This is a genomic window from Mitsuaria sp. PDC51 (assembly GCF_900113225.1).
GTDB lineage: Bacteria > Pseudomonadota > Gammaproteobacteria > Burkholderiales > Burkholderiaceae_C > Roseateles.
This window is the reverse complement of record NZ_FOZE01000002.1, coordinates 1232292-1251616: the sequence shown is the minus strand read 5'-3', so window position 1 is coordinate 1251616 and position 19325 is coordinate 1232292. Positions and strand designations below refer to the sequence as shown.

General features: G+C 71.6%; 16 protein-coding genes. 5 read left to right on the top strand and 11 right to left on the bottom strand.

Annotation, left to right across the window (positions count from 1 at the left end; genetic code table 11):
• The first annotated feature begins 18 nt into the window (after positions 1-18).
• The 3 genes from BM393_RS16895 to BM393_RS16885 all read left to right on the top strand — a co-directional run bounded on the left by BM393_RS16895 (position 19) and on the right by BM393_RS16885 (position 3145).
• Positions 19-846 carry an AraC family ligand binding domain-containing protein gene (locus BM393_RS16895; protein WP_091728814.1) on the top strand — a complete coding sequence of 276 codons (828 nt, stop codon included), beginning with the start codon at positions 19-21 and terminating at the stop codon, positions 844-846.
• 21 nt (positions 847-867) lie between these two features.
• The gene (locus tag BM393_RS16890) at positions 868-1851 is read left to right on the top strand and encodes a DMT family transporter (RefSeq protein WP_091728810.1); all 984 of its coding nucleotides are present in this window, start codon (positions 868-870) and stop codon (positions 1849-1851) included.
• A gap of 76 nt (positions 1852-1927) precedes the next feature.
• Entirely contained in the window at positions 1928-3145 is a 1218-nt protein-coding gene (locus BM393_RS16885; RefSeq protein ID WP_091728806.1) for a hypothetical protein, read from the top strand.
• A gap of 27 nt (positions 3146-3172) precedes the next feature.
• On the opposite strand, the gene BM393_RS16880 is transcribed toward BM393_RS16885, so the two are convergent.
• Positions 3173-4624 carry a PLP-dependent aminotransferase family protein gene (locus BM393_RS16880; RefSeq protein WP_091728803.1) on the bottom strand — a complete coding sequence of 484 codons (1452 nt, stop codon included), beginning with the start codon at positions 4622-4624 and terminating at the stop codon, positions 3173-3175.
• Positions 4625-4776: 152 nt separating this feature from the next.
• On the opposite strand from BM393_RS16880, the gene BM393_RS16875 reads away from it, so the two are divergent.
• Complete coding sequence (locus BM393_RS16875; RefSeq protein ID WP_175538380.1) at positions 4777-5100, top strand: DUF2917 domain-containing protein; 324 nt, start codon at positions 4777-4779, stop codon at positions 5098-5100.
• A 119-nt stretch (positions 5101-5219) separates the two neighbouring features.
• Positions 5220-6866 carry a S41 family peptidase gene (locus tag BM393_RS16870; protein WP_254783481.1) on the top strand — a complete coding sequence of 549 codons (1647 nt, stop codon included), beginning with the start codon at positions 5220-5222 and terminating at the stop codon, positions 6864-6866.
• A 196-nt stretch (positions 6867-7062) separates the two neighbouring features.
• On the opposite strand, the gene BM393_RS16865 is transcribed toward BM393_RS16870, so the two are convergent.
• From BM393_RS16865 to BM393_RS16820, 10 genes are all read right to left on the bottom strand, one after another.
• Entirely contained in the window at positions 7063-7680 is a 618-nt protein-coding gene (locus BM393_RS16865; protein WP_091728796.1) for a phosphatidylcholine/phosphatidylserine synthase, read from the bottom strand.
• Between the two features lie 122 nt (positions 7681-7802).
• Positions 7803-8924, bottom strand: coding sequence for a nucleotidyltransferase family protein (locus BM393_RS16860; RefSeq protein ID WP_091728792.1), 1122 nt, complete (start codon positions 8922-8924; stop codon positions 7803-7805).
• Positions 8921-9835: an HprK-related kinase A gene (locus BM393_RS16855; RefSeq protein WP_091728789.1), complete on the bottom strand. Its 915-nt coding sequence runs from the start codon at positions 9833-9835 to the stop codon at positions 8921-8923. Before BM393_RS16855 ends, BM393_RS16860 begins: the two co-directional genes overlap by 4 nt.
• Positions 9832-10149: an HPr-rel-A system PqqD family peptide chaperone gene (locus BM393_RS16850; RefSeq protein ID WP_091728785.1), complete on the bottom strand. Its 318-nt coding sequence runs from the start codon at positions 10147-10149 to the stop codon at positions 9832-9834. Before BM393_RS16850 ends, BM393_RS16855 begins: the two co-directional genes overlap by 4 nt.
• Complete coding sequence (locus tag BM393_RS16845; RefSeq protein WP_091728781.1) at positions 10149-10823, bottom strand: hypothetical protein; 675 nt, start codon at positions 10821-10823, stop codon at positions 10149-10151. The genes BM393_RS16850 and BM393_RS16845 overlap by 1 nt, the downstream gene beginning before the upstream one ends.
• Positions 10824-11129: 306 nt before the next feature.
• Complete coding sequence (locus BM393_RS16840) at positions 11130-13058, bottom strand: ABC transporter ATP-binding protein (protein ID WP_091728776.1); 1929 nt, start codon at positions 13056-13058, stop codon at positions 11130-11132.
• A 127-nt stretch (positions 13059-13185) separates the two neighbouring features.
• Positions 13186-14886: an alkaline phosphatase family protein gene (locus BM393_RS16835; protein WP_175538379.1), complete on the bottom strand. Its 1701-nt coding sequence runs from the start codon at positions 14884-14886 to the stop codon at positions 13186-13188.
• A 422-nt stretch (positions 14887-15308) separates the two neighbouring features.
• Positions 15309-16559 carry a glycolate oxidase subunit GlcF gene (gene glcF / locus BM393_RS16830; protein WP_091728769.1) on the bottom strand — a complete coding sequence of 417 codons (1251 nt, stop codon included), beginning with the start codon at positions 16557-16559 and terminating at the stop codon, positions 15309-15311.
• A gap of 58 nt (positions 16560-16617) precedes the next feature.
• Positions 16618-17796, bottom strand: coding sequence for a glycolate oxidase subunit GlcE (gene glcE / locus BM393_RS16825; RefSeq protein WP_091728766.1), 1179 nt, complete (start codon positions 17794-17796; stop codon positions 16618-16620).
• Positions 17796-19322, bottom strand: coding sequence for an FAD-linked oxidase C-terminal domain-containing protein (locus BM393_RS16820; RefSeq protein WP_091728762.1), 1527 nt, complete (start codon positions 19320-19322; stop codon positions 17796-17798). The genes glcE and BM393_RS16820 overlap by 1 nt, the downstream gene beginning before the upstream one ends.
• Positions 19323-19325 lie beyond the last annotated feature (3 nt).

Sequence of the window (19325 nt, the reverse complement as noted above, 5' to 3'; positions counted from 1 at the left end):
GGGCATAGACTCCCGCCCATGCCCACGGCGTTCGAGCATCCCGAGGATCGGGCCCAGTACCGTCGCCCCGCGCACCGCGCGGGCGTGGAGCTCTACCACGCCCACATCCTGCGGCACAGCTTCGAGCCGCACACGCACGAGGCCTACGGCCTGGGCGCGATCACGGACGGCGTGGGCCGCTTCCGCTGGCGCGGCGGCGAGCACCTCGCGCCGCGCGCCACGCTGATGCTGATGAATCCCGAGGACATCCACACCGGCGAGGCCGCCACCGCCGATGCCTGGGGCTACCGCATGGTCTACCTCGACGAGCAGCTGCTCTCCGAGCTGTACGGCGGTCCCGCCTGGCGCTTCGACGCCGCGGTGGCGCACGACGCGGCGGCCGCGACGCAGGCCGCGGCGCTGATCGCCGCGCTGTGGCGCGCCCGCGAGCCGCTGGCCTTCGACAGCGCGCTGCTCGAGCTGGTCCAGGGACTGAGCCGCCACGCCCATCGCGCGCCGGTGCGGCCCGAGGGCGCGGCGCCGCGTTTCGCGCCGGTGATCGAGCACATGCGGGCCCACCTGGACGAGTCGCTGGACACCGCCCGGCTGGCCGCCGTCGCCGGGCTCAGCCCCTTCCATTTCCTGCGCAGCTTCAAGGCGCAGCACCATGCGACGCCGCAGCAGGCGCTGATGGCGCTGCGGCTCAACGAGGCCAAACGCCAGCTCGCCGCCGGCCATGCGCCGGCGCAGATCGCGGCCGCCGTCGGGCTGACCGACCAGGCGCACCTGACGCGCAGCTTCGCGCGCCGCTACGGCCTCACCCCGGCGCGCTACCAACAGCAACTCGGTACAAGACGCCGGGCCTGACGCGGCGCGACACTGCGCCGCATGCTGTCCGGATTCCTGTTCGCGCTCGCCGCCGGCCTCATGTGGGGCCTGGTCTTCGTCACGCCGCTGCTGCTGCCCGACTACCCCGCCGCCATGCTGATGGCCGGCCGCTACCTGGCTTTCGGGCTGCTGGCGCTGCCGCTGGCCTTGATCGACTGGCGCGAGCTGCGGCGCCTGACGCGGGCCGACTGGACGGACGCGGTCAAGCTCAGCGCGATCGGCAACTTCCTCTACTACCTGACGCTGGCCGCCGCGATCCAGCGCGCCGGCGGGCCGCTGCCCACGATGATCATCGGCACGCTGCCGGTGGTGATCGCGGTCTGCTCCAACCACCGCAACGCGGCGCGCGACGGCCACTACCGCTGGCGCGACCTGGCGCCGGCGCTGCTGCTGATCGCGCTGGGCATCGGCTGCGTCAACCAGGTCGAGCAGGCGGCGCTGGCCCCGCAGGCGCTGGGCCGCTACCTGCAGGGCGCCGGCCTGGCGCTGATCGCGCTGGCCTGCTGGACCTGGTACCCGATCCGCAATGCCGACTGGCTGCGCGCCCATGCCGACCGCAGCCCCCGCGCCTGGGCCACCGCCCAGGGGCTGGTGACGCTGCCGATGGCGGCGCTGGCCTTCCTGGTGCTCGCGGTCGCCGACGGCGCCGGCCTGCCGCTGCTGCCCGCCGGCTTCGACTTCCCCACCGGGCCGCGCCTGTGGCCCTATGTCGGACTGATGATGGCGGTCGGGCTGTTCGCGTCCTGGCTCGGCACGCTGTGCTGGAACGAGGCCAGCCAGCGCCTGCCCACGACGCTGGTGGGCCAGCTCATCGTCTTCGAGACGCTGGCCGCGCTGGTCTACGCCCAGGTGCACCGCGGCGCGTGGCCGCCGCTGATGGGCGTCGCCGGCGTGGTGCTGCTGGTCGGCGGCGTCTGCTGGGCGCTGCGCCTCAAGCCGGTGCCACCGGCCCGGGAACGGCATCTGCCCGCCTCGTCGGCATGACGGCGGCCCCCGTGCCGTCGTCCCCGAGGCCGGTAAAAGTCGGTGCCATCGGCGCCGGCCTCTGCAGAATCGACGGATGCCCATCGCCCCACCTCACGCCCGCTGTCAGGTCCAATCGCTCAACGAGCCGCTCAACGAACTGCACATCCAGCCGCTCGACGACACGCTCACCCAGCCGCTCGACGAGACGTTCACCCAGCCGCTCGACGAGACGTTCACCCAACCGCTGGCGCGGTCGCTGACCTGGCCGTCCCCCCAGTTCCGCCGTGATGCTGACCCGACCCGGCGCGCGCTGCTGCGGCGCGCTTCGGCGCTGACCCTGGGTGCGACCTCCGCGGCGCTCGGCGCCTGGCCGGCCCGGGCCGCACCTGAGGGCGAGGCGAAGGCGGAAGCCCAGGCCGAGGCCGGCGTGACCGAAGGCCGCTGGCACGACCGGTCCCGCCTGCGCGACATTCCCTGGCGCCTGCGCCTGCCCGAGGGCGACGGTGCGGTCGCGCTGGTGGTGTTCTCGCACGGACTGGGCGGCAGCCTCGACGGCGGCACCGAGTGGGCGCAGGCCTGGGCCGAGGCCGGCGTCGCGACGCTGCATCTGCAGCATGCCGGCAGCGACCGCGCGATCTGGCGCGGCGGGTTGCCCGCGGTCAAGGCCGCCGCCACCGCCGAGCAACTGGTCGAGCGCGCCCATGACGTGCAGTTCGCCGTCGAGCAGCTGCTCAAGCTGCGGCAGGACCGCAACGGCCCCTGGTCGCGGGTGCGACCGGAGGCGCTGGGCATGGCCGGGCATTCCTTCGGCGCGCAGACCACGCTGGCGGTCGCCGGCCGCGACTACCAGGTGCGCGGCGCGCCGGACCTGTCGGAATCGCACTTCAAGGCCTTCGCGGCGTTCAGCCCCTCGGTGGGGCATGGCGCCGGCGGCATCAAGGGCATCACCCGCCCGATGCTGTGCCTGACCGGCAGCCTCGACGGCAATCCGCTCGGCCCGGAGCGCGACGGTCGCTACCGCCGCGCCGTCTACGACGCGCTGCCGGCCGGCGCCAAGGCCCAGCTGTGGCTGGAGGGCGCCGATCACATGAGCCTGGGCGGCGCTGGCGAGCGCGGCGCCGGCTTCGGACAGCGGCTGCTCGGGCGTCCGCGTGAACGCGCGCCGGAGCGGCTGGCCGCGCATCACGCGGCGCTGATCAAGTCGATCAGCACCGACTGGTGGCGCTGGCGCCTGCTCGACGACGAGGCCGCGATGACGCGGCTCAAGGCGCCCAAGGGCCTGGACGCGGACGACGAGTGGCTGCAGGGCTGAGCGCGCGGAGCGCCGCCGGCGCGCGGCCTACGCGGCCAGCTCGTCCGGCGGGCTCATCAGCAGCTGCTTGGCCAGCGCGCCGATGCGGCGCAGCGCGCGCGGATGCTCGGGGCCCCACTTGCCGCCGACGCCCAGCCGCACGCAGTTCCGGAAGCGCGGGCTCGCCGAGAACATCATCCCCGGCGCGATGACGATGTGCTCGGCCAGGCACGCTTCATAGAGCTGCGCCGAGTCGAGCGCCTCCGGCAGTTCCACCCACAGGATGAAGCCGCCCGCGGGGTCCGACACCCGCGTGCCCTTGGGGAAGCTCTCGGCGATCAGCTGGCGCGCCTCGTCGACGCGGGCGGCGATGGTCGCGCGCAGATGCCGCAGCGCCGCGCCGCTGCCGGCCTGCGTCAGCAGGTCGGCCAGCGCCAGCTCCAGCACGCTGGTCTGCGCGCCCGACTGCACCGCCTTGGTCTGCCGCAACACCCGGCCCCAGCGGCCCGCCTCGACCCAGCCCAGCCGCAGCCCCGGCGCGATCGTCTTCGAGAAGGAGCCGCAGATCATCACGTGCCCGGTCGTGTCGAAGGACTTCACCGCGCGGCGCTTGTCCTCCTGCTCGGACAGGTCGTTGTAGAGCACGTCCTCGATCAGCGCGACGTCGTGCCGCGCCAGCATCGCGGCCAGGCGCCGCCGCTCGGGCACCGGCAGGCAGGCGCCCAGCGGGTTGGACAGCGTCGGCACCGTCAGCACGGCCTTGACCTGCTGCGTCTCGAAGGCCAGCTGCAGCGCGTCCAGCGACATGCCGTGACGCGGATGCGTCGGGATCTCCAGCGCGCGCAGGTGCAGGCTCTGCAGGATCTCCAGGAAGCCGTAATAGGTCGGCGATTCCAGCGCCACCACGTCGCCGGGCTTGCAGACGGCGCGCAGGCACAGGCTGATCGCCTCGATGCAGCTGTTGGTGATGACCACCTCGTCCGGGTCCAGCACGCAGCCCAGCCCGAGCGCATGGCGGGCCACCGCGCGTCGGGCCTCCTCCATGCCGGGGCCGATCGGGTAGGTGCACAGCAGCTCGCGATGGCGCATCACGGCGCGGGCCATCGCGCGCCGCACGCGGTCCTGGTCGAAGAGTTCCGGACCCGGGCAGGCGGCGCCGAAGGAGATGAAGCCGGGATCCTGCGACAGCGCCATCACCTGCACGCCGAGCTGGTCCAGCTGCACCATGCGCGAGGCGGTGTCGGGCCGGGAGACCCGCGGCTCCGGCAGGCGCGGCGGCCGCGCGGCGACGAAGTAGCCGGAGCGCGGCCGGGCCTCGATCAGCCGGGCATCCTCCAGCCAGCGGTAGGCCTGCACCGCCGTCGACAGCGACACGCCGTGCTGGCCGGCCAGCTCCCGCACCGAGGGCAGCCGCTCGCCGCGTTTCAGCGTGCCCGCCCGGATCGACCGGGCCATGCGGTCGGCGAGTTGCATATACAGCGGTAGCAGCGGCGCGTCCATGCGTCGATTCTGTGTGTTCCGGGTTGGCAATGACCAATACAGATCAGCGGCAAGCCGGCCAGCACAGGTCACGGTCGTGCGCGCGCTGTATGCGCCGCATCGGTCGGCCGCTGTGGATGGAGCGCCGCACAGCCGCTTCCTATCGTTGGGCCATGCAACCGCTGCGCCTCCTCCCTCCGCTGTTCCGGCCCCGGCTCTCGCCCGCGCCGGCCTTTGTCCCACCCGCGCCCGGCCTGGACGCGATCGTGCTGCCGACCGACGGCCGGCCCGTCACGCTGCGCCTGCGCCGGCCGGTGCGCCTGCGGGTCTTCGGCGGCCGCGCCTGGATCACCCGCGCCGGCTGCGCCGACGACCATTGGCTCGAGCCCGGCCAGGTCTTCGAGCTGCCCGCGCCGCCGACTTGGTTCGGGTGGCGGATCTTCGCCAGTGGCGAGGGGGCGTCTTTGGTCACTTTGAGAGCAGAACCGCCCATTTGAGCGGCTGTACGCCGCCGGTTTCCCGCTATAACTCCGCCCTCGACGCTGGCGGACGCCTTCCAAAAGGGGGCGCCCGCGATACCGACAACAACGGGACACCGTCCCGCGAGGGAGTTGACATGAATCGATCCGCGATGTGGCGGGTGACGCGCCTGGCCGTGGCTGGCGCCGTCGGGGCGATGCTGCTGAGCGCATGCGGCGGCGGTGGGGGAAGCAGCGGCACGCCGGTGGTGGGCAGCGGCGAGACCGGTGGCGGCACCGTCGGTGGCGGTGGCACGGGCAACGGCGGCAACACCGGCGCGGTGCTCCAGCCCAGCGCCGCCTACGCCCAGCAATGCGCGCCGGGCAACCCGGAGGCCAGTCAGCGCAGCGGCTCGCTGGCGACCGAGAAGAACTGGATCCGCGCCTACTTCGACGAGGCCTACCTGTGGCGCGAGGACGTGCCGTCGATCGATGCCTCGGCCCCGCGCTACAGCGGCAGCGATGTCGAGACCGCGCTGGACAACTACTTCGACGACCTGCGCTCGCCGGCGACCACCGCCAGCGGCAAACGCAAGGACCAGTTCAGCTTCATGATGAGCACCCGCGAGTGGAACGCGCTGTCGCAGGGCGGCGTCGAGCTCGGCTACGGGATCGAATGGCGGATGAAGTCGGCGACGCCGCCGCGCGGCCTGCGCGTCGCGTTCGTCGAACCGGGCAGCGCCGCCGATCGCGCCGGCGTGCGCCGCGGCGACACGCTGGTGAGCGCCGACGGCGCGGCGGCCGATGTCAACGACGCGGCGGGCGTCAAGACCCTCAACGGCGCGTTGTTCCCCGACACCGCCGGCGCGAGCCACCGCTTCGTGCTGACCGCCAATTCCGGCGTGAGCCGCGACCTCACGCTGGTCGCCGCCAACGTCACCAAGACGCCGGTGCCGACCCGGCAGGTGCTGACCGCGGCCGATGGCGGCAAGGTCGGTTACCTGGTTTTCAACGACCACATCCTTCCGGCGGAAGCGCAGCTGATCGCCGCGATGCAGGACTTCCGCGGCCAGGGGGTGTCCGACCTGATCGTCGACCTCCGCTACAACGGCGGCGGCTACCTGTTCATCGCCAGCGAGCTGGCCTACATGATCGCGGGCAGCGCGGCGACTTCCGGCAAGACCTTCGAGCACCTGCGCTACAACAGCCGCCGCAGCGCGGAGACCAACAGCGAGGGTTCGAAGACGCCGTTCTACGACCAGTCCTGCCTGATGACGGCGGACGGCCGTTGCAGCTCGCGGCAGCCGCTGCCGGCGCTGAACCTGCGGCGCGTGTTCGTGCTGGCGCAGTCGGGCACCTGCTCGGCCAGCGAGGCGCTGATCAACAGCCTGCGCGGCGTGGACGTGGAGGTCGTGCTGGTGGGCGGCACCACCTGCGGCAAGCCCTATGGCTTCACGGCCAAGGACAACTGCGGCTACAGCTACTTCCCGATCGAATTCGTTGGCGTCAACAACAAGGGCTTCGGCGACTACGCGGACGGCTTCGTGCCCGCGGGCAGCGGCGCCACCGGCGTGAAGGGCTGCGCGGTGGCGGACGACTTCGAGCACGCGCTGGGTGACGCCAACGAGGCGATGCTGGCCGCGGCGCTGCAATACCGCGCCAACGGCAGCTGCCCGGCGGCGAGCGCCTCCGGCACGGGCCTGGCACGCGCGACGGCGACGCGCGCCGGCGGCGAGGATGCCGTGGCGCTGCAGTTCAAGAAGCTGGCCGCGCGCAGCAACCGCATCCTGGGCGGGCGGCCCTGAGGCGGCCCTGAGGCGGCGCGTTGGGGCGCAGCACAGGGGCGCCCATTCCGATTCGGCCTCCCGCCGGGCCCGTCCTGATTCGCCGTCGATGTCCCACGCGCGAGCGCCATGACAAAAGGCCGCCCTCGGGCGGCCTTTGTCGTCATCGGGCCCAGCGCTGGACGCACGTCCAAGCGCGTCGGCGCTCAGCGCCAGCTCACAGCTTCGGGATGCGGATGCGGCTGATCATCAGCGAGCCGGAGACCGCGAACAGCAGCACCAGCGGATGCAGGGTGAAGCCGCCCAGCTTGATGGCGCCGAACCACAACGCGTCGCCGATCGCGCCCTGCCAGGCGGCAATCCACAGCACGATCACCAGCAGCAACGACGTGGGGATGGGCGTGCCCTCGAAGTAGGCAACCTTGTCGCTGCCCGCGGACAGGCTTTCGGCGGTGATGTTGTAGCGCGCCAGGCGCGACACGCCGCTGGCCACGAAGAAGCCCAGCACGATGCGGTCCCACAGGCCCTGCATGCCACAGCCATAGGCGATCACGGCCGGGGCGACGCCGAAGGAGATCACGTCGGCCAGCGAGTCCAGTTCACGCCCCATCGCGGAGCTCTTCTGGCGCCAGCGCGCGATGCGGCCGTCCAGCACGTCGAAGACCAGCGCGGCCGGGATCAGCGCGCAGGCGTAGTACAGGTGCTGCGTCAGCCCGGTCTGCAGGAAGGTCATCACCGAGAACAGGGCGCCCACGCCGCAGAAGGCGTTGCCCAGGGTGAACCAGTCCGCCAGATGGAACTCGCGGATCATGGAGAAAGGCTTGGGTCGGTTCATGGGGAGCGAGCATAAGCGAAGGCCCTTGGCCTCGCGGCAAAGGCCGCGCCCGCCCCCGGGCGGCATGTTCCCCCTCGCCCCCTTCAGGGGGAGAGGGAGGGGTGAGGGGGGTCTTCGAAGGCCTAAGGCGTCTCGACCTTGGGCACTTCGGGGGCAGTTGTCATCCGCGACCATGCCTTGCGCGCCAGATGCCGCGCCAACAGCCCGGCCGGCATGCGCAGCCAGTGCGAGCGCACATACAACGCGACCTCCGCCATCGCATGGCCCGGCAGGCGGCAGCTGTCATGGCCCGGCCGCAGCAGGCGCCGGTAACAGGCATCCAGCAACCGCAGCGCCAGCGGTCCCGGCGGCGGCTCCAGTTCATCCAGCAGCGTGTCCGGGTAAGGCGTGTCCAGCAGCTGCCGCGTGTAGCGCAGCGCCAGCCACAGCGGCCGCGTCAGGCCGATGCGCCGCGCGCGTGCCGCCAGCCGCGGCCAGAAGCCCTCGATCGCGCCGAACTCGCGCAGCAGCGCATCGAGATCGAACAGGTCGCGCAGCCCGTTGGGCAGTTCGCCCTCGTGGAACAGGTGCGCGGCGCTGTGCAGCAGCATGTCTTCCGGCGGCAGCACGAAGACGCCAGCGAGCCCGGGCAGCGGGCGCGGCGCGTCGAACAGCGCGCGGCTGTCCAGCGGCGTTCGCGCCGTCGGCGGCAGCAGCGTGTGGTGCACGTCCAGCGAGGTGCCGCGGCGCTTGTGGTGCAGCGGCGGCAGCTCGTGCATCCACTCGCGGTAGTAGCGCTGGTCGTAGGCGTCCAGGCCGTCGTCGAAATCCCAGCCGTGCACCAGCAGCGTCGTCTCGCAGCGCGGCAGCTGCTCGGGCGGGATCAGCAGGTCGATGTCGCTGAACAGCCGGCCCGGTGCGGGCGCATGCCCGCCCAGCGCATAGGCGGCGCCCTTGAGCAGGATCAGCGGGCCAGGCAGCTCGGCCAGCGTCTGCCGCAGCAGTTCGACCTCGCGCCGCAGCATCTGCACCTGCCGCCGCGACAGCAGCAGCGCCGAGCGCAGGTGGGGCTGCACGGGCAGCGGCAGCGTGTCCAGCCAGCCGCCGGTTTCCATCTGCTCGGCCAGCCGGCCGGCCAGGTTGGAGCGCCGCGCCTGTCGCAGCAGCAGGTCCCACTCGGTCAGGCTCAAGCCGGCCGCGACCGCGGGCTGCAGCAGCACGCGGATGAGCAGCGGGCGGCGGCGATCGTCGCGCCGGGCGCTCATGGCGCGGACTCCTCGAGCGCGTCGAAGCAGGCCAGGGCCTCGTCGAGCCGGCTGTACTCGAAGCGATGGCAGCCGCAGCTGTCGGCCAGTCTCCCCAGTGCCTGGAAGCCGGCCAGGCCGTGGACGTCGTAGTTGAAGGACTGCTCCGCCAGGTCCATGAAGGCGCGGGCGCGCTCCACCGGGACGAGCTGCGCGGCCGCGTCGGCGCGCCACGCGGGCAGCACGACCCAGGCCGGGCGGGCCGGCGCGAGCCGTGCGTCGATCGCGTCCTGCGGCGCCCGCACCAGCGCGACCGTGCCCTTGGCGGTGTTGGGCATGGAGGCGCTGAACACCGCCTCCGGCGCGAAGGCGCGGATCAACGGGATCGAGGCGTTCTTCAGGTTGATCGGCCGCGCCATGCCGTGGACCAGGCCGGTGCTCATGTCCAGCAGCCCCAGTTCGTCCGACAGCAGCCGCCAGCCGCGATGCGCCAGCGCCGCGCACAGGGTGCTCTTGCCGGAACCCGGCGGCGCCGGCATCAGCAGCGCGCGGCCGCCGCGCTCCAGCACCGCCGCATGGATCAGCAGGTACTGGTGGGCATGGGCGGCGATGCACCAGTTGATGCCCCACTCCAGCATCGCCAGCGCCTGCGCGGCGGGCAGCGGCGTGAAGGAGCGCTGGCCGTCGAACCAGAATTCGGCCCGGCCCTGCAGCCGGCTCAGCCAGTGGGGACTGCGCAGCACGGCGACGTGGAAGTCGACGAATTCGTCATCGCCGGCGACTTCGAAGTCGCGGTACATGGTCGCCACGTCGGCGGCCAGGTGTGGGATGTCGGAGCGCACGCGCACGGTGAACGGCGACAGCCGCAGCGTCACGCCGCCGTCGCGCATCCGGGCCCGCAGCCCGGCGGTGCCGACGTCCTGCAGTCTCAAGCGGCCGGCTCCTCCACCGGGCCTTCGGCCAGCAGGTGGATCTCGGCCAGCCGGCGCAGGTGCAGGTCCAGCAGCTCGGCCAACGCCTCGGGCGTGGGCGGCTCGTCCCAGTCGATGTCGCGGGCCAGGCGTTGCAGCAGCTGGTCGCGGTCCAGCGGCCCGGCGGCCAGCCATTCGGCCAGCTGCGCGCCGAGCGCGGCGATCAGGTGGGTGTCCCCGGTGTCAGGGTCGAAATAGACCGCGTGCTGTTCGCCCTCCCAGGCGAGCAGCACGTCGTTGAGCGAGGGCCTGCAGTGCCAGGCGGCTCCGGCCATCAGGCCACGAGCCAGTTGCTGTACAGGTAGTTCTTGAAGTCGGCCTGCGTCCAGGCCGCGCCGGTGGAGTTGGCCGGCTTGAAGATGCCGGGGCCCTGCGAGGCCATCTGCAGCAGCATGTCCTGGCCGGTGGCCGAGAGCACGCACTGGTTGACCTTGTTGCCGGCGAACAGGGTGTTCAGACGCGCGACGATCATCATCGTGCCGTAGCCCGCCGAGTCGTTCTTCAGCAGGTTGTAGACATTGGCGGTGCCGCTGACGTTCTTCAACCCGGCCGGGAACAGCTTGGCCACGGTCAGGTTGTTGCGCGCGTAGGTGAGCGACTTGCCGGAATACCACTGGGCGATCACGTAGTTCCAGGGGGCGTTGCCGCCGCGCACCAGGGACCGGCCGGTGTTGTCCTTCCAGTTGGCGATGTACCAGCACTCGGTGTTGTTGATCACCGCGGCATCGGCGCGGGCCTGCACGCTGGCGCCGCCGTTGCGCAGGATCGCCGAGCCCCAGGCCGAGGTGGTGTTGCAGTGCCAGGCCATCGCCGGCCGGCTGGCCAGCGTCAGGCCCACTGGCACCACGCCCGCCTGGATGAAACGACGGCGGCGCTGCGAGACGACGGTGCCCGCGGCGGTTGCCGGGGTGGCCGAGGGCTGCTGGTGGGTGTCGCTGCTGTTGTCCATAAGCTCAGCTTTCGTGGTGCACGGGCCCCAGGAAGGGGCGGACGCTCAAGCGGATCGGCGCTCCCGTCCGACCTGCGACCGCAGTGTTTCATACAAGGCACCGACCGGAAACCCCGACCAACCCCTTGAACGGGTGGCGTGCGGCGTCCCTCCGACGATGGATAAGTTAGCGCGGGCTTTCGGTGAATCCATTGAGGCCAAACGAATCATCGCCGGCGTGGTGCGCAAGCGCCTCCGCGCCTTGAGCCGAACGCGCCATGCCGCCCGCCCTGTTCGAGCGACAGCGCCCGCTGCCGGCATCCGTCGTCATTCCGCCTCGTCATGCACGACGTCGCGGTCGTCGGCGTCCTCGCGCGCCTGGCCGCCAGCGGGCCGGCGCTTCGCATCGCCCTGGCCGTCCTCGTCCAGGCCGTCCTCGACCAGGAAGCCGCCGCTCTGATGCGCCCACAGCTTGGCGTACAGGCCGCCCTGCGCCAGCAGCGACGCATGGTCGCCCTGCTCGACGATGCGGCCCTGGTCCATCACGATCAGCCGGTCCATGGCCGCGATGGTCGACAGCCGGTGCGCGATCGCCACCACCGTCTTGCCTTCCATCAGCCGGTACAGGCTGCGCTGGATCGCCGATTCGACCTCCGAGTCCAGCGCGCTGGTCGCCTCGTCGAGCAGCAGGATCGGCGCGTCCTTCAGCATCACCCGCGCGATCGCGATCCGCTGGCGCTGGCCGCCGGACAGCTTCACGCCGCGTTCGCCGACATGCGCGTCGTAGCCCTGGCGACCCTTGGGGTCGGTCAGTCCGTCGATGAAGTCCACCGCCTCGGCGCGTTCGGCGGCGGCGCGCATCTCGTCCTCGGTCGCGTCGGGCCGGCCGTACATCAGGTTGTCGCGCACCGAGCGGTGCAGCAGGCTGGTGTCCTGGGTCACCATGCCGACCTGGCGTCTGAGGCTGTCCTGCGTGACTGCGGCGATGTCCTGGCCGTCGATCAGCACCCGGCCCTTGTCCACGTCGTAGAAGCGCAGCAGCAGGTTGACCAGGGTCGACTTGCCGGCGCCCGAGCGGCCGACCACGCCGATCTTCTCGCCCGGGCGGATCGTCAGCGTCAGGTCGTGCAGCACGGTCTTGCGGCCGCCGTAGCTGAAGTCAACGTGGTCGAAGCGGACCTCGCCCCGGGTCACCGAGAGCGTGGTCGCGCCGGCGGCGTCCTGGATCGCGACCGGGCGCGACAGCGTGGTGATGCCGTCCTGCACGGTGCCGATGTGCTCGAACAGGCTGGCCATCTCCCACATGATCCAGTGCGAGATGCCGTTCAGCCGCAGCGCCATCGCCGTTGCCGCCGCGACCGCGCCGATGCCCACCTGGCCCTGCGTCCACAGCCAGACCGTCATGCCGGCGGTGGAGGCGATCAGGCCCATCGACAGCGCATGGTTGACGATCTCGAAGCCGCTGATCAGCCGCATCTGCCGGTAGGCGGTGCCCAGGAAGTCCTGCATCGCGCCGCGGGCGAAGCCGGCCTCGCGGTTGGAGTGGGAGAACAGCTTGACGGTGCTGATGTTGGTGTAGGCGTCGGTGATGCGGCCGGTCATCAGACTGCGCGCGTCTGCCTGCGCGGAGGCGGCCTTGCCCAGCCGGGGCACGAAGTAGGTCAGCGCCACGATGTAGCAGGCCAGCCAGCCCAGGAAGGGCAGCAGCAGCGTGGCGTCGAAGCTGCCCACCACGCCCAGCATCGTCACGAAGTAGATCGTGATGAAGACCAGGATGTCGGTGACGATCAGCCAGCACTCGCGCACCGCCAGCGCCGTCTGCATCAGCTTGGCCGAGACGCGTCCGGCGAACTCGTCCTGGTAGAAGCTCATGCTCTGGGCGAGCAGGTGGCGGTGGAAGTTCCAGCGCAGCCGCATCGGGAAGTTGCTGGACAGCCCCTGGTACTTGCTCAGCGCCTGCAGCGCGATCAGCAGCGGGCTGGCCAGCAGGATGCCGCCCAGCAGCAGCAGCTTGTCCTGCTGGGTCGACCACCACTGCGCGGGCGGGACCTCGCTGAGCCAGTCGACGACCGAGCCCAGCATCGAGAACAGCAGCGCCTCGAAGGCGCCGATGGCGGCGGTCAGGACGGTCAGCACCAGGATCAGCTGGCGCATCCCGTGCGAGCCCGCCCAGACGAAGGCGAAGAACCCCTTGGGCGGTTGCGGCGCCGGGGTCTGCGGAAACGGATCGACGAGTTTTTCGAACCAGCCAAACACGGCGGTCTCCCTGTCACTTCTGCGAGACCGAGCAGCCTACAGGAGCCGTGTGGCGGACGCATCCCAACCCCGCTTCGGTGGCGGGTGGGTGCGGTGAATGGGGGGATTCGCCGGCCCGGCGGGGCGATCAGCGCGCCGGCAGGGGCAGCAAGCGGCCCTGCGCCTGCCGCGGCGCGGGAATGTGGAGCAGGGCCGACAGCGTCGGTGCGAGGTCGACGATCTCCACGCGCTGCTCGATGCGGCCCTGCCCGACCCAGGCCGGGCCCCAGGTCAGCAGCGGCACATGGGTGTCGTCCTCGTAGGGGCTGCCGTGGGTCGTGCCCATCAGGCGCGAACCGAAGATCCAGCCTGGCTTGGGCACCACCTGCAGCGGCGCCGCGATGCCCGGATACCAGGACCTGCGCATCTGCTCGAGGTAGGGCGTCGCGGTGTCGGTGCCGGCGAGCTGCGCCCGCGTGAACGCGACCTGCACGCCCTCGACCTGCTGCACCAGCGCCTGCGCCGCCGCATAGACCTCGTCCTGCTTCAGGCCCTTCGCCTGGATGGCGGCCTCGTCGAAGATCAGGCCAGTGCCGGACAGGCCGACCACCCAGCGGCCTTCGCCGAACTGTTTCGCCAGCCCCGCGTTGACGAAGCCCACGGCCTGTGCCGGATTGATCCGGCCGGCGTCGCGACCTTGCGACTTCGCCCATTCGGGTGTGTCGGTGAAGCCGTGGTCAGCGGTCAGCACGGCGACGTAGTTGTCGCGGCCGACCTTCGCGTCCAGGTATTGGAACCACGACTGCAGGTGGGCATCCAGATGGAGGAAGTGGTCGTGCGACAGCCGCGACTCGGGGCCGAAGGCGTGGTTGATGTAGTCGTGGCTGGACAGGCTCACCGACAGGAGGTCGGTCTGGTCGTCGGCGCCGAGCCGCTCGCCCTCGACGGCGGCGCGGGCGAAGGCCAGCGTCAGTTCGTCGCCGAACGGCGAGGGCAGGATGTTGCCGTAGAAGCGCGGACCGGGGCCATCCATGCCGGCGCCCAGGACGGCCGGCAGCCGGTTGCCGTTGCCGCTGTTGGCCTGCCAGGGCTGGCCGTCCGGCACGCTGCGCGCGTAGGCGGCCTCCGGCAGCATCGGGGCCCAGGTCTTGCCGAAGAACTGGTCGGCCGGCTTGGCGGCGTTGAAGGCGTCGACCCAGGCCGGATGCCGGTCCATGTAATAGGTGGAGGACGCGAATTGGCCAGTGCCGCCCATGTACATGTAGGCCGTGCCCTTGTGGCCGGCGGGCAGGATGGCGCCGCGGTCCTTGCCGGAGATGCCGATCACCTTGGCGGCGGGCTGCAGCGTGCGCAGCACGTCGCCGACGGTCTCGACCTTGTAGTTCTCCGGGCTGGTGCCGGCCAGTGGCTCGGTGTTGTTGCCGATGTACTGGTAGCGCGGGTCGGCGGTGTTGTACTGCGGCGTGCCGGTCATCGGATCGCGCCACTCGTTGCCGATGATGCCGCTGCGCTGCGGATAGGCGCCGCTGAGCATGATCGAGTGACCGGCTGCGGTGACCGTGTAGCCATGGCCGTAATACGCGTTGGCGAACCAGGCGCCGCGGTCCAGGAAGCGTTTGAAACCGTCGGGCTGCAATTGGTCGCGGTAGCCCAGCACCTGCCGGATGGGCAGGCCGTCAATCACCATGAAGACCACCAGTCGGGGCGGTTTCTTCGCCGTGAAGGGGGAGGCGGTGGGGTCAGGGCTTGCCGCGACCGGTCCGGTGGCGGAGGGAGCAGGCGCGTTGGCGCAGGCGGTCAGCGCGGCCAGGACGGGCACCAGCAGCCAGGTGCGACGGGTCAGGGTCATGGCGGGTCGGGGCTCCGCGGAGCCGCTGAAGCAGGGAGGACTGCGGAGTATCCGCGTCCGGCCGCCACATGGCGGGCGTCTGACAGCTTCCGTGCTCATCCTGCGCAACGGGAAAACCCTGAACCTGGGCGCTCACGCCGGACCCTGGACGGAAAAAAGGCCGGTCCCCACATGGTGACCGGCCTTCTTCACTTTCTGGTTGGATCGCTTGACGCGCTCCCCTCCTGTTATGGGAGGCGATTCTGCGGGCCGCAGGCAATGCGCATGCCCGGGTTTGCCCGGGGCCGGGCCTCAGATGTGAGAACTCCTCCTCAAGTGGGCGGGGTTTGTGCGGCGAGTGATGCGTCGATGCGACGTTCCGCAGGTCCATCCGCAGCGCGACGCACGATCGCGGTGACAAGACGGTGACGAGAGGGCCCGGCTCAGGCGGTCAGCGCGTCGTCCAGGACTTCGATCCAGTGGCGCACCGGCGTGCCGGTGCCCGACTGCAGGTGCTGGATGCAGCCGATGTTGGCGGAGACGATCGCCTCGGCGGCCAGCGGCGCCAGCGCGGCGAGCTTGCGCTCGCGCAGCTGCTTGGACAGCACCGGTTGCAGCACGGAATACGTGCCGGCCGAACCGCAGCACAGATGGCTCTCCGAGGGCGCGGTCGCGATCTCGAAGCCGAGTTCCCGCATCAGGCCCTCGACACCGCCGCGCAGCTGCTGGCCGTGCTGCAGCGTGCAGGGCGGGTGGTAGGCCAGGCGTGGACGGGCGCCCGGCCGGTCCTGCCCCAGCCGCAAGCGCAGGGCCGGGACCAGCGCGGGCAGGTACTCGCTGAGGTCGCGCGTCAGCGCCGACACGCGCGCGGCCTTCCCGGCGTAGTGCGGGTCATGCGCCAGCAGGCGGCCGTAGTCCTTGACCTGGACGCCGCAGCCGGAAGCGTTCATGACGATCGCCTCGACCTCGCCGCCGTGGCCGTCGACCATCGGCCACCAGGCGTCGATGTTGCGGCGCGCGTCGTCCAGGCCGCCAGGGTGGTCGTTCAGATGGGTCCGGATCGCCCCGCAGCAGCCGGCTTCGTCGGCCACCAGGGTCTGCACGCCGGCGGTGTCCAGCACGCGGGCCGTCGCCGCGTTGATGTTGGGCATCATGGCCGGCTGCACGCAGCCCATCAGCATCAGCACCTTGCGGGGATGCGCGCGCCGCGGCCACTGGTGCGCGCGCGGGCCGGCCGCCGGCGGCACCTTGTCCTTCAGCGCGCCCGGCACCAGCGGCCGCAGCGCCTGGCCGAGCCGCAGTGCCGGCTTGAACAGCGGCGAGGTCAGTCCTTCCTTGAGCAGCCAGCGCTTGACGCGCTCCTCGCGCGGGCGCTCGACCTTGGCCTCGACGACCTGCCGGCCGATCTCCACGAGCTGGCCGTACTGGACGCCCGACGGGCAGGTGCTCTCGCAGTTGCGGCAGGTCAGGCAGCGGTCCAGGTGCTGCTGCGTGGCGGCCGTCGGCGTCTCGCCCTCCAGCACCTGCTTGATCAGGTAGATGCGGCCGCGCGGTCCGTCGAGCTCGTCGCCGAGCAGCTGGTAGGTCGGGCAGGTCGCCGTGCAGAAACCGCAATGCACGCAGCGGCGCAGGATGGCCTCGGCCGCGCTGCCTTCCGGGGTGCCTTGGAACTCGGGGGCCAGGTGGGTCTGCATCGGTGGGCTTGCGGTCGGCGGGCTTGCTGCGGCGGGCTGGGGGCGTGGCGAACGGCGGTCAGAGGTCCGGATAGAGCCGGCCGGGATTGAAGATCCCCGCCGGATCGAACTGCCGCTTCAGCTCCTTGTGGATGCGCGTCAGCTGCGGCCCGAGTGGCGAGAAGGTGCCGGCCGTCTTGTCGTTCGCATAGAACATCGTCGCGTGGCCGCCGGCCGCGGCGACCAGCTCGCGCAGCTGCGCCGGCGCCATCGGCGTGACCACCCAGCGCTGCGCGCCGCCCCATTCGATCAGCTGCTCGCCGTGCAGCGGCATCGCCAGCGTCGTCGACGGCACCGCGATCCGCCACAGCGTCGCGCCGCCCTGGACGGCCCGGCGCGCGCCGAGGAAGAACTCGTCGCTCTGGTCGCGCAGGCCCTGCCAGAACGGCGCGGCCATCGCCTCCGGGATGACGTCGCCGCCCAGCTTGCGCACCGCCGCGGCGACGGCGGCCTCGGCGCCGGACAGCCGCGCCACCAGCGCGCCATCCCACCAGGCCGTGGCCGACAGCGGCAGCGGCTGCCCACCCCAGCGGTTCATCTGCAGCAGCGCCTCCTCCTGGCCGAACTCGAAGCGCAGCGTCACCGTGGCCACCGGCATCGGCAGCACCTTCAGCGTGACCTGCGCGATCAGCCCCAGCACGCCCATCGAGCCGGCCATCAGGCGCGACACGTCATAACCGGCGACGTTCTTCATCACCGTGCCGCCGAAGTGCAGCAGCTCGCCCTTGGCATCGAGCAGCGTCAGCCCGAGCACGTGATCGCGCACCGCGCCGGCGCTGGCGCGCGCGGGGCCCGACAGGCCGGTCGCGACCATGCCGCCGACGGTGCCGGTGCCGCCCGAGGCCGCACCGACGAAGCGCGGCGGCTCGAAGGCCAGGTGCTGGCCGTGGCGCGCCAGCAGCGCCTCGATCTCGGCCACCGGCGTGCCGGCGGCGGCGGTCACGTAGAGCTCGCTCGGCTCATAGGCCATCACGCCGTTGAGCGCCTGCGTCGACAGCGGCGTCGCGTCGCCGAGCGGGCCGCCGTAGAAATCCTTGCTGCCGTGGCCGGTGAAGCGCACCGGGCAACCCTCGCGGAAACGCTCGGCCATCGCCTCCAGCGCGTCGATCAGCTGCGTCGCGCGGACGAACTCCGCCGGCTCGGGCGGCGTCGCGACGGGCGCCGGCCCGCGCTCGAAATCCTCTGCTTGCACCGTCATCAGAATCGCTCCAGGTCGGGGAAGGCGAGCGCGCCGCGCTTGACGTGCATGCGGCCGTACTCGGCGCAGCGCTGCAGCGTCGGGATCACCTTGCCGGGGTTGAGCAGCCCTTGCGGGTCGAAGGCCCGCTTCAGGGCCAGCATCCGTTCGCGCTCCTGCGGCGAGAACTGGACGCACATGCTGTTGAGCTTCTCCACGCCGACGCCATGCTCGCCGGTCACCGTGCCGCCCATCGCGACGCTGGTCTCCAGGATCTCGGCGCCGAAGCGCTCGCAGCGGTGCAGCTGGTCGGCATCGTTGGCGTCGAACAGGATCAGCGGATGCAGGTTGCCGTCGCCGGCGTGGAAGACGTTGGCGCAGCGCAGCCCGTACTTGCGCTCCATCTCCTGGATCGCCAGCAGGATGTCGGCCAGGCGCTTGCGCGGGATGGTCGAGTCCATGCACATGTAGTCCGGGCTGATCCGCCCCGAGGCCGGGAACGCGTTCTTGCGGCCGCTCCAGAAGCGCAGCCGCTGCGCCTCGTCCGCGCTGACCTCCAGCCGCGTCGCGCCACTGGCGCGCAGCACCTCGCTCATGCGGCCGATCTCCTCCTCGACCTCCTCCGGCGTGCCGTCGCTCTCGCACAGCAGGATGGCCTCGGCGTCGAGGTCGTAGCCGGCGTGGACGAAGTCCTCCACCGCGGCGGTCATCGGCTTGTCCATCATCTCCAGGCCGGCCGGGATGATGCCGGCCGCGATGATCGCAGCCACCGCGTCGCCGGCCCGGCGCAGGTCGCCGAAGCTGGCCATGATGCAGCGCGCGCGCTGCGGCTTGGGCGTCAGCTTGACGACGACCTCGGTCACCACCGCCAGCATGCCTTCGCTGCCGACGACCACGCTGAGCAGGTCCAGCCCGGCGGCGTCCAGCGCCTCGGAGCCGAACTCGACCGGCTCGCCCTCGACGGTGAAGCCGCGCACCTTCAGCACGTTGTGCAGCGTCAGGCCGTACTTGAGGCAATGCACGCCGCCGGAGTTCTCCGCGACGTTGCCGCCGATGGTGCAGGCGATCTGGCTGCTCGGGTCCGGCGCGTAGTAGAGGCCGTGCGCCGCCGCGGCCTCGGAGATCGCCAGGTTGCGCACGCCGCATTGCACGCGCGCGGTCCGCGCCAGCGGGTCGATGCCGAGGATGCGGTTGAACTTGGCCAGCGCCAATGTCAGGCCCTCGGCGTGCGGCATCGCGCCGCCGGACAGCCCGGTGCCGGCGCCGCGCGCGACCACCGGCACGCCCAGCGCGTGGCAGGCCTTGAGCACGCCGGCGACCTGCGCTTCGGTCTCCGGCAGCGCGACCGCCAGCGGGCGCTCCCGGTAGGCGGTCAGGCCGTCGCATTCATAGGGGCGGGTCTGCTCGTCCTGCCACAGCAGCGCGTGCGGCGGCACCACCGTGCCCAGGGCCTGGACCAGCGCCGCGCGTCGCCCGGCGCGGAACGCGGCCAGCGCCGCGGCCTGCTGGCCAGGCGGCTCGTGGGTCGAGGGGAGGACGGCGGTCATGGC